Source organism: Nocardioides sp. IC4_145, from assembly GCF_011250565.1.
Classification (GTDB): Bacteria; Actinomycetota; Actinomycetes; order Propionibacteriales; family Nocardioidaceae; genus Nocardioides.
Genome location: NZ_JAANMS010000003.1, coordinates 100,249 through 114,431, shown reverse-complemented (window position 1 = coordinate 114,431; position 14,183 = coordinate 100,249). Strand labels below are relative to the sequence as shown.

General features: G+C 74.3%; 12 protein-coding genes and 4 tRNA genes. 6 read left to right on the top strand and 10 right to left on the bottom strand.

Annotation, left to right across the window (positions count from 1 at the left end; all coding sequences use genetic code 11):
• Window positions 1-245: 245 nt before the first annotated feature.
• Entirely contained in the window at window positions 246-485 is a 240-nt protein-coding gene (locus tag G6553_RS02940) for a hypothetical protein (protein WP_166189011.1), read from the top strand.
• 99 nt (window positions 486-584) lie between these two features.
• On the opposite strand, the gene G6553_RS02935 is transcribed toward G6553_RS02940, so the two are convergent.
• Together G6553_RS02935 and G6553_RS02930 are read right to left on the bottom strand one after the other, a co-directional pair.
• Window positions 585-1,169: a hypothetical protein gene (locus G6553_RS02935; RefSeq protein WP_242679918.1), complete on the bottom strand. Its 585-nt coding sequence runs from the start codon at window positions 1,167-1,169 to the stop codon at window positions 585-587.
• 51 nt (window positions 1,170-1,220) lie between these two features.
• Window positions 1,221-2,126 (bottom strand): universal stress protein, encoded by a 906-nt coding sequence (locus G6553_RS02930; protein WP_166189009.1) that lies wholly within the window; start codon window positions 2,124-2,126, stop codon window positions 1,221-1,223.
• Window positions 2,127-2,221: 95 nt separating this feature from the next.
• On the opposite strand from G6553_RS02930, the gene G6553_RS02925 reads away from it, so the two are divergent.
• A complete protein-coding gene (locus G6553_RS02925) occupies window positions 2,222-2,671 on the top strand; it encodes a pyridoxamine 5'-phosphate oxidase family protein (protein ID WP_166189007.1) in 450 nt (149 codons plus the stop codon).
• On the opposite strand, the gene cydD is transcribed toward G6553_RS02925, so the two are convergent.
• From cydD to G6553_RS02905, 4 genes are all read right to left on the bottom strand, one after another.
• On the bottom strand, window positions 2,664-6,011 hold the full coding sequence (gene cydD / locus G6553_RS02920) for a thiol reductant ABC exporter subunit CydD (protein ID WP_166189005.1): 3,348 nt from the start codon (window positions 6,009-6,011) through the stop codon (window positions 2,664-2,666). The two genes, G6553_RS02925 and cydD, sit on opposite strands and share 8 nt — an antisense overlap.
• Entirely contained in the window at window positions 6,008-7,027 is a 1,020-nt protein-coding gene (cydB, locus tag G6553_RS02915) for a cytochrome d ubiquinol oxidase subunit II (RefSeq protein ID WP_166189003.1), read from the bottom strand. The genes cydD and cydB overlap by 4 nt, the downstream gene beginning before the upstream one ends.
• A 32-nt stretch (window positions 7,028-7,059) precedes the next feature.
• The gene (locus G6553_RS02910; RefSeq protein WP_166189001.1) at window positions 7,060-8,517 is read right to left on the bottom strand and encodes a cytochrome ubiquinol oxidase subunit I; all 1,458 of its coding nucleotides are present in this window, start codon (window positions 8,515-8,517) and stop codon (window positions 7,060-7,062) included.
• Between the two features lie 157 nt (window positions 8,518-8,674).
• Window positions 8,675-9,631: an NAD(P)H nitroreductase gene (locus G6553_RS02905; RefSeq protein ID WP_166188999.1), complete on the bottom strand. Its 957-nt coding sequence runs from the start codon at window positions 9,629-9,631 to the stop codon at window positions 8,675-8,677.
• A 136-nt stretch (window positions 9,632-9,767) separates the two neighbouring features.
• Between G6553_RS02905 and G6553_RS02900 the strand changes: the two genes are divergently transcribed.
• The gene (locus G6553_RS02900) at window positions 9,768-10,418 is read left to right on the top strand and encodes a response regulator transcription factor (protein ID WP_166188997.1); all 651 of its coding nucleotides are present in this window, start codon (window positions 9,768-9,770) and stop codon (window positions 10,416-10,418) included.
• Window positions 10,419-10,424: 6 nt separating this feature from the next.
• On the opposite strand, the gene G6553_RS02895 is transcribed toward G6553_RS02900, so the two are convergent.
• The gene (locus G6553_RS02895) at window positions 10,425-10,835 is read right to left on the bottom strand and encodes a pyridoxamine 5'-phosphate oxidase family protein (protein WP_166188995.1); all 411 of its coding nucleotides are present in this window, start codon (window positions 10,833-10,835) and stop codon (window positions 10,425-10,427) included.
• 92 nt (window positions 10,836-10,927) lie between these two features.
• Here G6553_RS02895 and G6553_RS02890 point away from each other — a divergent pair, with 92 nt between their 5' ends.
• Window positions 10,928-12,622, top strand: a complete 1,695-nt coding sequence (locus tag G6553_RS02890; RefSeq protein ID WP_166188993.1) for a GAF domain-containing protein — start codon at window positions 10,928-10,930, stop codon at window positions 12,620-12,622.
• A gap of 87 nt (window positions 12,623-12,709) precedes the next feature.
• On the opposite strand, the gene G6553_RS02885 is transcribed toward G6553_RS02890, so the two are convergent.
• From G6553_RS02885 to G6553_RS02875, 3 genes are all read right to left on the bottom strand, one after another.
• Window positions 12,710-12,784, bottom strand: a tRNA-Val gene (locus tag G6553_RS02885).
• Window positions 12,785-12,804: 20 nt separating this feature from the next.
• A tRNA-Cys gene (locus G6553_RS02880) sits at window positions 12,805-12,875 on the bottom strand.
• A 43-nt stretch (window positions 12,876-12,918) separates the two neighbouring features.
• Window positions 12,919-12,991 (bottom strand) — tRNA-Gly (locus tag G6553_RS02875).
• 125 nt (window positions 12,992-13,116) lie between these two features.
• Between G6553_RS02875 and G6553_RS02870 the strand changes: the two genes are divergently transcribed.
• Together G6553_RS02870 and G6553_RS02865 are read left to right on the top strand one after the other, a co-directional pair.
• Window positions 13,117-13,938 carry an aminotransferase class IV gene (locus tag G6553_RS02870; RefSeq protein WP_166188991.1) on the top strand — a complete coding sequence of 274 codons (822 nt, stop codon included), beginning with the start codon at window positions 13,117-13,119 and terminating at the stop codon, window positions 13,936-13,938.
• Window positions 13,939-14,091: 153 nt separating this feature from the next.
• Window positions 14,092-14,163: transfer RNA gene (locus G6553_RS02865), tRNA-Val, on the top strand.
• The last annotated feature ends 20 nt before the right edge of the window (window positions 14,164-14,183 follow it).

Genomic DNA, 14,183 nt, shown 5'->3' with positions numbered 1-14,183 from the left:
CACCGTGTGGCGTACGCCGCGGCAGGACGGCGTACCCCTCCTCGATGCGCGTCGTTGGTCCCGGCAGCACACCAGCTCCCGGTCACGGAAAGCGGGAGCGCGCGAGCTGCTGCTCCGCGGTGCTGGGCGTCGGGGAGGTGGCGCAACCACCTCCGCGTCATCGTTGGAGACGGGCCGACCCGGGAACGCCGCTGCTCCCGGGTCGGTTCCGTTTCGCTCGGACGCGCGACGGGCACTGCGCCGGCATGGCCACCTACAACTCCGACCTCCAGGCTGCCGTCGACGCGACCTCGGTCGCCAAGGACTCCGGCGTGAGCGAGGACCTCGCGACCTACCTGCGCGAGCAGCTCGCCGAGCGCGAGATCGAGACCTCCGACGACGACTGGATCGCGCGGACCGTCGCGGCGATCGAGAAGGACCCGAACTACATGATCGAGGACGAGCCCTCCGACTTCGAGGCGCCCGACCTGCCGCAGGACGACTGAGCGCGACCGGTCCCGGGACCCACGCAGACGAACGCCCCGGCGCCGTGACGGCGCCGGGGCGTTCGCGTGCCTGCGGGTCGGTGCAGGGCCAGCGCAGGATCAGCGCAGGACGGGGAACCGCTCGACGAGCGAGGTGCGGGCCCAGACCCTGCCGAGGCCCCACGTGTCGCCAGCGGCGAGGGCGCCCAGGACGACGAGGGTGGCGGCCGCGAGCAGGTGGTCGTCGAGGACCGGGTTGTTCTCCGGGGGCAGGACGACGGTCCACATCAGGACGTAGAGCAGGGCGCCGGTGGCAGCGGCGATGCGCATCCCGATCCCCAGGGTGAGCGCGAGGCCGATGCCGAGCAGACCGACCATGAAGAGGGTGTCGGCCCACCAGGCGCCGGCGATGCTGCCGTAGAGGTCCTTGAACGGGCCGTCGGCGCCGAAGGCGAGGAAGCCCTCGGTGGGGCTGCCGCCGTTGACCCACGCGGCGTCGCCGAACTGGTCGACGGCGCCGGTCTCGTCGCGGCCGGTGCCGAACCCGAGGGCGAGCAGCTTGTCGAGGAAGGCCCACAGGAAGGTGAGGCCGAAGCCGATCCGCGTGACGGCGAGGGCGCGGGCGGCGAAGGCCGACACGACCTGGCCCCCCTGCTCCGGCGCGACGGTCCGGGCGGTGCGGTGGGTGTGTGCGGTGGTGGTCATGTCGTGACCTCCTTCTCTCTTCTGTGGAGCGGGCGATGGGTGGTGGAGCGCTCAGTCCGCGTCGGGGACGACGAGGACCGGGCAGGTGGCGTGCTCGACGACGGCGGTGCTCACCGAGCCGCGCAGCAGGGCGGTGAGGGGGCCGGCGTGGTGGCGGCCGACGACGACGAGGTCACGCGCCGCGGACTCGCGGCCGATGACCTCCTCGGCGAGGCCGCGGGCCAGCTCGAGGGTGACCTCGACGTCGGGGAACTTCTCCGACATGCCGGCGACGCTCTCGGCGACCAGGCGGCGCAGGTCGTCGAGCTCGGAGCCGGTCACCGGCACGACGTGCGCGGTGGTGCTGGCGGCGACGACGTCCCAGAAGCAGTGGACGACGGTGAGCGGCAGGCGCCGCGTCGAGGCGTGGCGGTACGCCGCCTCGAGGGCCGGCAGCGAGCGCTCGGTGCCGTCCACGCCGACGAGGACCCCGCGGCGGGTGTCCCCGGGGCGGGTGGGCCGCACGACGACGACCGGGCCGGTCGCGTGGCGGGCCACGGCGACGCCGACCGAGCCGAGGAGCAGGCTGGTGACCGGCCCGCGACCGTGGGAGCCGACGACGACGGCGTCGGCGACGACCGAGGCGTCGATGAGCGCCTGGCGCGGGTCGACAAGCCGCAGGACCTGGAGCACCTCGACGCCCGGGTGGGTCGTGGCGACCGCGGCGGCGGTGCGCGCCAGCAGGTCACGGCCCGCGGCCTCGATGTCGCGGCGTACCTCCGCGGGGTCGACGGCCATGGAGGTCAGCCACATGCTCGTTTGGGTGTTCAGCGGGTCCGCGGCGTGCAGCAGGACCAGCCGGCGGCCGTCGGCGACGGCCTGGTCGGCGGCCCAGGTGACCGCGGCCGCGGCGTGGGCGGAGCCGTCGACGCCGACGACGACGCTCCCGGCGGGGATCTGGGTGGTGGTCTCTTCCATGGCTCCACGTTCCCGCGGGCGCTGTGGTCGCGCCCACAGGCGGAGGGCCCTTCCTGCCCGGGACCAAAGGCCCGGGCGTCGGGCACCATCGGTGCATGAGGTCGGAGCGGGAGCTGGACGAGGACGAGTGCCGCACGCTGCTGGAGCGCGGCGTGGTGGGGCGGATCGCGTTCTGGGCGCACGACGGTCCGCGGCTGCACCCGGTGAACTACAGCGTGCTGGACGAGGCGGTGCTGGTGCGGACCCTGCCGGGTTCGGCGCTGGCGCAGTTCGTGCGGGACCAGCCGGGCGGTCCGGTCGCCTTCGAGGTCGACGGCGTGGACCACGCCGACCAGCGCGGCTGGAGCGTGATGGCACGCGGTCCGCTGCACGAGCCGGCGGACCCCGAGGCGATCGCCGACCTCGAGCGGACCCGCCCGCCTCGGACCTGGGCGCCCGGCGAGCGCACGGTCGTGGTGCGCCTGGTCTGGACCGAGCTCACCGGTCGCAGCCTGGGCACCGGCTGGGACCCGGTCCGCGCCCAGGACTTCCGCCGGCTCACCTGACCCGGCTCGGGTCCGCGTCCCCGGAGCCGACCCGTGCGCCCAGGTCGACGACAGCGTCGACCAGGTCGAGCCCGCTGCCGTCGTGGGTGATCCACACCAGGCTCCGCTCCCGCGGACCGGTCAGCAGCTCGGTGACCAGCTCGCCGGCCGTGGCGGTGTCGAGGTGCGCGGTGGGCTCGTCGAGGACGAGGACCGGGTGGGCGGCCAGCAGCGAGCGGGCCACCGCGATCCGGGCGCGCTCGCCGCCGGAGACCTGCGCGTGGCCCTCGCCGACCCAGGTGTGCAGGCCGTCGGGCAGCGCGTCGAGCCAGCGGCCGAGCCGGGCGCGACGCAGCGCGTCCTCGACGTCGGCGTCGCTGGCGCCGGGCCGGGCGAGACGCACGTTCTCGACGAGCGTGCTGGCGAAGACGTGCGGGTCGTCGTCGACCAGCCCCACCAGACGGCGTACGTCGTCAGGCAGGACGTCGGTGGTGCGCGCGCCGCCCAGCCGGACCGTGCCCGCGGCCGGGTCGAGGAAGCGGAGCAGCAACGCAGCGAGGGTGCTCTTCCCCGCCCCGGAGGGCCCGACCACGCCGACCCGGTCGCCGGGCGCGACGTCGAAGGTCGCCGCGCGCAGGCCGGTGCGGGCGCCGTCCCAGCCGCCGCGGACGTCGTCGACCTCGACCCGGTGCCCGTCCGGCTCGGCGGTCGCGACCGTCGCCCGGACCGCGGGTGCCTGGTGCTCGAGGTCGTGCAGCCGGGCGGCCGCGGCGGTGGTGCGCGAGGAGAGCGCACCGGCATCGGCGAGCGGGAGCAGCACGTCGGCGAGCGCCAGGGGGAGCAGCACCAGCAGGGCTGCCATCGGTCCGGAGATCCCGCCGGCCACCACCGCGTCGGCCGCGACCGAGGCGGTCAGCGCGAGCGATCCGCCGGTGGCCGCGAGCACGGCGGCCCGGGCCGCGCCGGTCCACGCCCCCGAGCGCAGCGTCGAGCCGCCCAGCCGGTCGCTCAGGCCGCCGACCCGGTCCGCGGCCCGGCCCCCGGCCTGCCACATCACCAGCTCCGGCAGCACCGAGGTGACCTCGACGGCGGCCTCGGAGAGCGCGGCCCGGTGCTCGACGGCCGAGCGCTCCGCGGCGTCGGCGCCCAGCCGGGCGAGGAGGAAGGCGGTGCCGCCGGCCAGGGCCGCGACGGTCGTGACCACGAGGCCGGCCCCGGGGGCCAGCCAGGTCGCGACCGCACCGGCCAGCAGCACCACGATGACGGCCTGCCGCACGGGCATCCGCACGCGCAGCTCGCGGTCGACCACGCCGTCCACGTCGTCGACCACCGAGGCGAGCAGGTCGCCGCGACGGCGGCCGAGACGACCCGGCACCAGCGGCACCAGCGCGTCGTACACCTCGACGCGGCGGCGGGCCAGCAGCCGCAGCGCGACGTCGTGGGAGCGCAACCGCTCGGCGTACCGCAGCACCGGCCGGGTCAGGCCGAAGGCCCGCACCCCGACGACCGCGACCATCAGCGTCAGCACGGCGGGCCGGGTCGAGGCCTGGACGATCAGCCACCCCGCGGTGGCGGTGAGCGCGACCCCGGACGCGGAGGCCAGCGCGCCGACGATCGTCGCCGGCCACAGGCTCCCGGCTCGGTCCGGCTCGACGGGAGCAGTGTCTCCGGCGCGCTCGGTGGTCCGGGCCGGGGCCGGACCTGCAGGAGTGCCACCTCGACCCTGCAGGGGTGCCACCTCGGCGGGTTCGGCTGCCCGGGGAGCGGTCATCGCGAGGTGGTGGTCGGCGACGGCGAGGAGGGCGGGCCGGTGCGCGACGACCACCACGCCGGAGGTGCGGCCGAGCTCGGCGACGGTGTCGACGATGACCCGCTCGGTCACGTCGTCGAGGTGGGCGGTCGGCTCGTCGAGCAGCACCCAGGGCCGGTCGGCGACGAGCACCCGGCCCAGCGCCAGGCGGGCGCGCTCGCCGGCGGAGAGGGTGAGACCGTCCTCGCCGAGCGGGGTGGCCAGCCCCTCGGGAAGCGCGAGGACGCGCTCCTCGAGCGCGACGCGGCGCAGCGCGGACCACAGCTGGTCGTCGGTGGCGTCCGGGGTGCCGAGGCGCAGGTTGTCGGCGACGGTGCCGGCGACGAAGACCGGCCGCTGAGGTAGCCACGCCACCTGCGACTGCCAGCCGTTGCCGGCTGCGGGACGGCCGCCGACGGTGACCGCGTCCGGCTCGTGCGCGAGCAGGTCGGCCAGGGCGGCGAGCAGGGTGGACTTGCCGCAGCCCGACGGTCCGGTCACGACGGTGACCCCGCGCGCCGGGACGGTGGTGGTGATCGAGTCCACGGCCGGCACGGTGCGGCCCGGGTGGGTGACGGTGAGGCCGCGGACCTCGAGATCACCGGAGTCACCCCGGTCGGCGGTCGGGGGCTCGGCGGACGGCGAGGGCGCGGCCGACACGAGTGCGTCGACGGCCTCGAACGTCGCGACGCCCTCGGCGGCGGCGTGGAACTCCGCACCGACGCGGCGCAGCGGCCAGTAAGCCTCGGGGGCGAGCAGCAGCACGAAGAGGGCGGTCGTCAGCGCCAGGTCGCCGTGGGCGAGCCGGACGCCCACGGTGACCGCGACCAGGGCGACCGAGAGGGTCGCGACCAGCTCGAGCACGGCGGAGGAGGTGAAGGCCAGCCGCAGCGTGCCGAGCGAGGCGCGGCGGTAGCGGTCGGTGACCTCGCCGATCGTGCGCGACTGGGCGCGGGCCCGGCAGTGGGCGACGAGCGTGGGCAGTCCGCGGACGACGTCGAGGAAGTGGCCGGACAGCGTCGACATCGCGCGCCACTGCTGCTTGGCCTTGTCGCGCGTGGCCAGACCGACGAGCGCTCCGAAGACGGGCACGAGCGGCAGCGTCGCGCCGACGATCACCGCGGACAGCAGGTCCTGGGTCGCGATGACCGCGAGGGTCAGGAGCGGGAGCACGCCGGCGAGGACGACGGCAGGGAGGTAGCGGGTGAGGTACGGCTCGGCCGCCGAGACGCCGCGGGTGAGGAGGACCGCGTCGCCGGGTCCGGCCGTGCCCCGCCGGAGCAACGCCCCGACGACCTGGCGGCGCAGGTGGGTGCCGACGCGGGCGGCGGCCCGGGCGGCGAGGACGTCGCCGCTCCAGCCGCTGAGCGCCCGCAGCCCGAGGACGGCGGCCGCGGCGAGCGCCCAGCCGCCCAGGGGCTCGGAGCGCACGACCGCGACGACGAGTCCGGTGACGACCCACGCCTGCCCGACGACGAGCACCGCGCCGGCGAGGCCCGCGGCCAGCACGCCGGCCAGCGGCCCCCGAGCAGGGGCCAGCTGGCGCCGCAGCCGCGGGTCGGTCGGCCTCACGAGCCCCGCCCGGCGAGGACCGGCTCCGGGATGTGGTGCACAGCGATCCGCTTGCGGAAGACCCAGTAGCTCCACGCCTGGTAGGCCAGCACCAGCGGGGTGAAGATCGCCGCGACGACGGTCATGATCTTCAAGGTGTACGCCGTCGCGGCGGCGTTCGTGGTCGTCAGGCCCGTGCCGTCGGCGAGGGTCGTGGGCATCACGTCGGGGAACAGCGCGAGGAACAGCCCGGCGACGCCGAGGGCGATCGCGACGAACGTCCCCAGGAACGCCCAGCCCTCGCGACCGGCGGGCAGCGCCACCAGGCCGGCGACGAGCGCGACGGCAGCGACGCCGAAGGCGACCAGGGAGGCGCCGGTGCCGGTCTGCAGCTGGGTCCAGGCGAGGAACACCACCGTGACGGCCGCGGCGGCGACGCCTGCCTTGGCGGCCAGCGCCCGCGCCTCGTGGCGGATCGGGCCGTCGGTCTTGAGCGAGACGAAGACGGCTCCGTGGGTGAGGAACAGCAGCAGGGTCGTCGCGCCGCCGAGCAGCGCGTAGGGGTTGAGCAGCTCGAAGAAGCCTCCGACGTACTCCATCTCCGCATCGATCCGCACCCCGCGCAGGATGTTGGCGAAGGCGACGCCCCACAGGAAGGCCGGCACGAACGAGCCGACGATGATCGCCGAGTCCCAACGCGACTTCCAGGTCGTGTCGTCGCGCTTGTGGCGGTACTCGAAGGCCAGCCCGCGCACGATCAGCGCGACCAGGATCAGCAGCAGCGGGAGGTAGAAGCCGCTGAAGAGGGTGGCGTACCACTCGGGGAACGCCGCGAAGGTCGCGCCTCCCGCCACGAGCAGCCAGACCTCGTTGCCGTCCCAGACCGGGCCGATGGTGTTGATGAGGACGCGGCGCTCGCGGTCGCTGCGGCCGAGGACGGGCAGCAGCATGCCGACGCCGAAGTCGAAGCCCTCGAGGGCGAAGTAGCCCATCCAGAGCACCGCGATGAGCGCGAACCAGACAGTGGTGAGTTCCATGGGTGCAGGTCTTCCTTGGGTGCCGGGTCGGCTCAGTAGGCGAAGGCGAGGGGCTTGTCGGCGTCGTCGTCGGTGCGCACCGAGGGCAGGTCGTCCTCGGCCACCGGGTCGGCGCCCTTGCGGATGTAGGTCAGCAACAACCGCACCTCGACCACGGCGAGGACTCCGTAGACCGCGGTGAGGGTGATCAGCGAGATGAGCATCTCGGTGGCGCTGACGCCGGGGGAGACCGACGCGGCGGTCGTCATCAGTCCGAACACGGCCCACGGCTGGCGGCCGATCTCGGTGAAGATCCAGCCCATCGAGTTGGCGAACAGGGGCATGAACGGGAGCAGCACGACGGCGACGTACAGCAGGCGGCCGACGGGCGCGCGGCCCTTCCGGGTCGCCCAGAGCAGCCAGGTCGCCACGCCCATGGCGAGGAAGCCGAGGCCCATCATGAAGCGGAAGGTCCAGTACGTCGTCGGGATGTTCGGCGTGTAGTCGCCGGCGGAGTAGTACGCCTCACCGGGGTCCTGGCCGTAGGTCTCCCGGTAGGTCTCGCGCAGCTCGCGGATGCCCTTGACCTCGCCGTCGGTGGTGCCGGTCGCGAGGAAGGACAGCAGCCGCGGGATGGTGATCGCGAGCTTCTCCTGCTCGCCGTCGGGGGTGCCAATCGTCAGCAGTGAGAACGACGCAGGCTGCTCGGTCTCGTAGAGCGCCTCGGCGGCCGCCATCTTCATCGGCTGGACCTCGGTCATCACCTTGCCCTGGACGTCGCCGATCGCGGCGACGCCGAGGCCGGTGACGAGCACGATCCACGCGCCGGTGCGGGTGGCCTTGCGCCACATGCCCGACTCGGTGCTCGTCGGGTCCAGGGCCTGCTCGCGGCGCAGGTGCCAGAACGCGATGCCGACGACGAACGCGGCGGCGGTCATGTACGCCGCCAGCACGACGTGCGGGAAGGTCACGAGCTGGACCTTGTTCAACATGACCGCGGCGAAGTCGGTCATCTCCGCGCGCCCGGTCTCGGGGTTGTAGTCGTAGCCGACCGGGTGCTGCATCCAGGAGTTCGCGGCGAGGATGAAGTACGCCGAGAACAGCGTCCCGAGGTGCACCAGCCACATGCAGGCGTTGTGCAGCTTCGCGGGCAGCCGGTCCCAGCCGAAGATCCACAGGCCGAGGAACGTGGACTCGAGGAAGAACGCCAGCAGCCCCTCGATGGCAAGCGGGGCGCCGAAGACGTCACCGACGAAACGGCTGTAGTCGCTCCAGTTCATGCCGAACTGGAACTCCTGGACGATGCCGGTCACCACGCCGATGGCGAAGTTGATGAGGAAGAGCTTCCCGAAGAAGCGCGTCAGCCGCAGCCACTGGGTGTTGCCGGTGCGCAACCAGGCGAGCTGGTAGCCGGCGACCATCGCCGAGAGGCCGATGCTGATCGGCACGAACATGAAGTGGTAGACGGTCGTGATGGCGAACTGCCACCGGGCGATGTCGAGCGGGTCCACGGTCCCTCTTCCTGACGTGGTTCTGGCGCCGGTTCTCCGGCGTGCCCACGCTAGGAATCCGGCCCGGTCCTCCGGCACGGGCGACGGTCCCCAAGCCGGCGGGACCTTGGTCCCGGTCGGGCAGGCCCTCCGCCCCGCGGGCCCGGCCGGAGAGCCCTCAGCCGAGCAGCACGTCGTCGACGTCGCGCCGCGGCGTCCGCGGCAGCGTGCTGCGGGCGATCTCCTGCCACCCGATCCGCACGACCAGCTGCGGGTGCAGGGCGCCGTCGAGCACCTCGTGGCGCAGTGCCGCCCGCGTCTCCGGCACCTCGACCACCTGGCTGAGCGGGACGACCGACAGCCGGTCGGTGGTGGCGTGCAGCCACACCGCGCTCAGCGCCTCGCCGGCGCGCAGGTGATCCAGCGGCGCGTCGTGCGCGGTGCCGACCACCAGCACCCCGTCGGTGTGCTCGACCCCGTCCTCGACGGGCGGGGCGTCCTCGAACCGGCTGCCGCCCCCGGCTGGCACCAGCGCGGCCGGCACGCCGTCGCGCGCGCCGTGGTCGACCCACGAGCGCTGCTCCTCGTGCAGCCGGCGGTCCCCGGTCTGCTGCGCTCGGGCCCGCAGGAACAGCAGATCGGTGCGGTGGCGCCGCGCCAGGTCCAGGAGCGGCACGACGGTGGCGCCCTCCCGCGAGCCGGTCGCCGCGAGGTGCTCGACGCGGCTGTCCGGCACCGGCCACGACGTGAACCGCCGGCGGTCGGTGACCCGCGCCGCGATCGCCGCCAGGTCGCGCGCGGCGGTCGTCGAGACCTCCCCGCGCTGCAAGGACACGCGCGCGAGCAGGTCGCCACGGCGTACGTCGGGGAGCCGGTCGACCGTGGGCACCCAGCCGTGGGCGGCGGCACCGACCCGCAGGTGGTGCAGCGCCGCACCGCAGCTGACGAGCAGGTTCCGCCCCGCCGGGTCGGTGGCCGGCAGCCGGCGCGAGGTGTCGGCGTACACCTCGACCACCGGGTGCTCGTCGCTGCCGTCGACGCGCCACAGCCAGGGCTGGGTGTTGTGCACGCTGGGCGCCCGGCAGGCGAGCCCGACGAGGGCGGCGAGCTCGGTGCGCGTGGCGTGGGACAGCATGGTCGGCTCCTCGGACGGCGGGTGGTGCTCGTCCAGCGTGCGTCCTCCAGCGGTGGGGCGGCAGGGACCAAGGTCCCGACCACTCGGGGGCGAAGAGCCTCGGTGCCCCGGGCCGGTGGGCGCTAGGTTCGGCCGCATGGCCGAGGAGACGTCCACCAAGATCCGCGTGTACCTGCTCGACGACCACGAGATCGTCCGGCGCGGGATCCGCGAGCTTCTCGAGAGCGAGGGCGACATCGAGGTGGTGGGGGAGTCCGGGCTCGCGGAGGAGGCCGCGCGCCGCATCCCGGCTCTGCGCCCGGACGTCGCGATCCTCGACGGCCGCCTCCCGGACGGGTCCGGCATCGACGTCTGCCGCGAGGTCCGCTCCCGCGACGCGGCGATCAAGGCACTGATCCTGACGTCGTACGACGACGACGACGCGCTGTTCGCTGCGATCATGGCCGGGGCGGCCGGCTACCTCCTCAAGCAGGTGCGCGGCGCGGACCTGCTCGACACCGTCCGCCGGGTGGCGGAGGGCCAGTCGATGCTCGACCCCGCGGTGACCGCGCAGGTGCTCGACCGACTGCGGAGCGGTCCGCCGACGGACGAAGGGATCGACCGGCTGACCGGCCAGGAGCAGAAGATCCTCGACCTCATCGCCGAGGGGCTGACGAACCGGCAGATCGGCGAGCGGCTGTTCCTCGCCGAGAAGACCGTGAAGAACTACGTGTCCTCGCTGTTGGCCAAGCTCGGGCTGGAGAGCCGCACGCAGGCGGCGATCTACGCCACCAAGCACAAGCGGTAGGGCGCGTCAGTCCCGCGGGACCAGTCGCCGGCCGGTCACCTCGCGCGGGTCGACGACGACCCACAGCGGCCGTGGCCCGGCCGGCCAGGTCTCGACGTCCGGGGGAGTGGCGCCGCCGTCGCTCGGGAAGCGCACGTGCGCCGTCCCGCGGACCAGCACGCTCCACCCCGTGCGCGTCGTCTCGTCGACGAGGTCGACCTCGACGGCGACCGGGCTCTGGTCGGCCTCCCGCACCAACGCGGCGTACGCCGACGTCCGGATCCAGAGCGTCTCGCCCGCCACGCCGTAGTTCACCGGCAGCACGACCGGGCCGTCGGCGGCCGTCCACGCGATGCGGCCGAGGGTGCGGGTGGCGAGCAGATCCCAGCACTCGCGGGTGGTGAGGTCACGCAGCTCGGTCGAGGTCGGGGTGGTCATGCCGTCAGCCTCCGGCCCAGCGGGCCGGCGGCGGCAGGGCGCAAGGTCACGGTGTCCCGGGACCAAGGGCCCGGCACGCTACGGTGCGGGCCATGGCGGCGGACGACGGCTCACCGGACCTGCACACCGCCGGGTTCGACGAGCTGCTGCGCGAGGTGCTCGGCCGGGTCCAGGGCGTCATCGACGAGCAGGAGCGGCTGCGGCTGCTGCTCGACGCGGTCGTCACGATGGCCGCCGACCTCTCCCTCGACGGGGTGCTCTCGCGCATCGTCGAGGTGGCCAGCCGGCTCGTGGGGGCGCAGTACGCCGCGCTGGGCGTCATCGGTGGCGGACCGAACCGGCCGCTCAGCACCTTCGTCCACCACGGCATGGACACCGAGGTCGTGCACACGATCGGCGACCTGCCCCGCGGCCACGGCATCCTCGGCCTCATCATCGACCGGCCCGAGCCGCTGCGCCTGCACGACCTCGCCGAGCACCCGGCGTCGTACGGCTTCCCCGCCGGCCACCCGCCGATGAGCTCGTTCCTCGGCGTCCCCGTGCGGATCCGCGACCGGGTCTTCGGCAACCTCTACCTGACGGAGAAGGAGGGCGGCGTCGATTTCACCGAGACCGACGAGGAGGTCGTGGTCGCCCTCGCCGCGGCCGCCGGCGTCGCGATCGAGAACGCGCGGCTCTACGAGGAGGCCGAGGTCCGGCAGCGCTGGCTGGCCGCCACCGCCGAGGTGACCTCGTTGCTCTCGGGTGCGGACCCCCACGGCGTGCCGGTCGACGAGGTGACCGCCGACGCCGTCCGGGCCGTGGTCGCCCTGGCCCGCGAGGCCGCCGGCGCCGACCTCGCGTGGGTGGTCGCCGGCGCCCCGGACGACCCCGTCGCGGTAGCCGTCTCCGGCGCCGCGGTCCCGGTGCCGGCGGGCGTCGCGGCGCACCCCGCGAGGGACGCGCCGTCGTCGGTGCCCGACGTGACCGAGGCGGGGCACGCCGCCGCCGACTGGCCGGCGCTCGGTCCCGCCCTGACCGTGCCGCTGCGCACCGCCGACGAGGCGCACGGCGTGCTCGTCCTCGGCTGGGCGCCGGCGCACGCCCACCGCCACCGCGAGCTCGACCTCGCCCACCCCGCCGCGTTCGCCGAGCAGGCCGCCCTCGCGCTGCAGGTCGCCCGCGCCCGCGCCGACCAGCAGCGGCTCGCCGTCTTCGAGGACCGCGACCGGATCGGCCGCGACCTCCACGACCTCGTCATCCAGCGGCTCTTCGCCGTCGGCCTCGGCCTCCAGGGCACCGCCCGGCAGCTCCAGCAGCCCGAGCTCGCCGCCCGGGTCGAGGAGGCCGTCGACGAGCTCGACGCCACCATCAAGGACATCCGTCGCTCGATCTTCGCGCTTGGCTCGACCGACGTCCGCTCCGACCTCCAGGCCGAGGTCGAGCGGCTGGTCGACCGGGCCGCGCAGACCCTGAAGGTGCGGCCGACGCTCCGCCTCGACGGCCCGGTCCGCACGCTCGTGCCCGCCGAGGTCGCCCCGCACCTGCTGGCCGTGCTCGGCGAGGCACTCTCGAACGCCGGCCGGCACGCCGACGCCTCTGCGGTCGACGTCCACCTCGTCGTCGGCCGCGAGGTCGTCCTCACCGTCACCGACGACGGGCGTGGCCTGCCCGCGGACGCGCGCGAGTCCGGTCTGCGCAACCTGCGCCAGCGCGCCACCGAGCTCGGCGGCTCCTGCGACATCACCTCAGCCCCGGGGCGGGGCACCACGATCCGCTGGGCGGTGCCCACGCGGCGTACGTCGTGAGGAGGCGGGAGCCCGGACGACACCGATCCGAGTAGGAGGGCCCGAGAAACCAGCGAACCCCCTGGCCGAGGGCCAGGGGGTTCGATCTGGTGGGCGATACTGGGTTTGAACCAGTGACCTCTTCCGTGTCAAGGAAGCGCGCTACCACTGCGCCAATCGCCCAAGTCTGCAGTTTGTGCTCGAGGTGGGTACGGGATTTGAACCCGTGTAGACGGATTTGCAGTCCGTTGCCTCGCCTCTCGGCCAACCCACCGTGCTGGTCCTTCCATGGAAGGACCGGTGGAAAGACCTCTGCGAGCGGACGACGAGGCTCGAACTCGCGACCTCAACCTTGGCAAGGTTGCGCTCTACCAACTGAGCTACGTCCGCTTGCTTCCGGCCGGGGCCGGCGTGCGACAGGAACATTAGCCGATGCCCTGGGGGGCGCAAAATCGGGGTGTCGTCGGCGTTTCGGGAGGGGGTCGGACGGGTGGCTTGCTCCCTACAGTGGCGTCATGCACGCCTGGATGGACGGCCGTCTCCTGCCCGATGCGAGCGCTCCCGCGGTGGGGGTGAGCGACCACGGCTTCACCGTCGGGGACGGGGTCTTCGAGGCGGTGAAGGTCGTCGAGGGGCAGCCGTTCGCGCTCAGCCGCCACCTCGAGCGGCTCGAGCGCAGCGCCGCCGGGCTGGGCCTGCCGGCTCTCGACGCGGACGCGGTACGCCGTGGCGTCGACGCCGTGCTGGGCGCCGAGCACCTGCCGCTCGGCCGGCTGCGCATCACCTACACGGGTGGGCCGGCCCCGCTCGGCTCCGGTCGCGGCGACGCCGCGCCGACGCTGGTCGTCGTCGCCGACGGCATGGGACCGGCCGAGCCGGTGACCCGGGTCGCCACCGTGCCCTGGCCCCGCAACGAGCGCGGGGCGCTCGCGGGCCTCAAGACGACGTCGTACGCCGAGAACGTGGTGGCGCTCGCCGAGGCCAGGCGTCGAGGGGCGAGCGAGGCGGTCTTCGCCAACCTCGCCGGCGACCTGTGCGAGGGCACCGGGTCGAACGTCTTCTACGTCGTCGAGGGCGAGCTGCGGACCCCCACCCTCGCGAGCGGCTGCCTGGCCGGCGTCACCCGCGGGCTGGTGCTCGAGTGGTTCGGCGGCCGCGAGGTCGACGAGCCGATCGGCGTCATCGAGCACGCGAGCGAGGTCTTCCTCGTCTCCACCACCCGCGACGTCCAGGCGGTCAGCCACTGGGACGACCGCGAGCTCCCGGCGCCCGGCCCGGTCACCTCCGAGGCCGTCCGGGTGTGGCGCGAGCGCGAGCCGGAGCTGCTCGGCGCCTGATCCCGAGCGCGGCGGCGGGCCGGTCGTGTGCCTGCGGACGCGTGCACGCGCGTGCTGGAGCACACGACCCCGGGTGGGGCGCGCCCGGAAGGCCGGTTGGGAGAGCGCCCCCGGCATGGGCTACAGTTTCGGCCGCACCGCAGGGTGCAGGACGGGCGATTGGCGCAGTGGTAGCGCGCTTCGTTCACACCGAAGAGGTCACTGGTTCGAACCCAGTATCGCCCACCGTCACCGCCGCAGGCCAG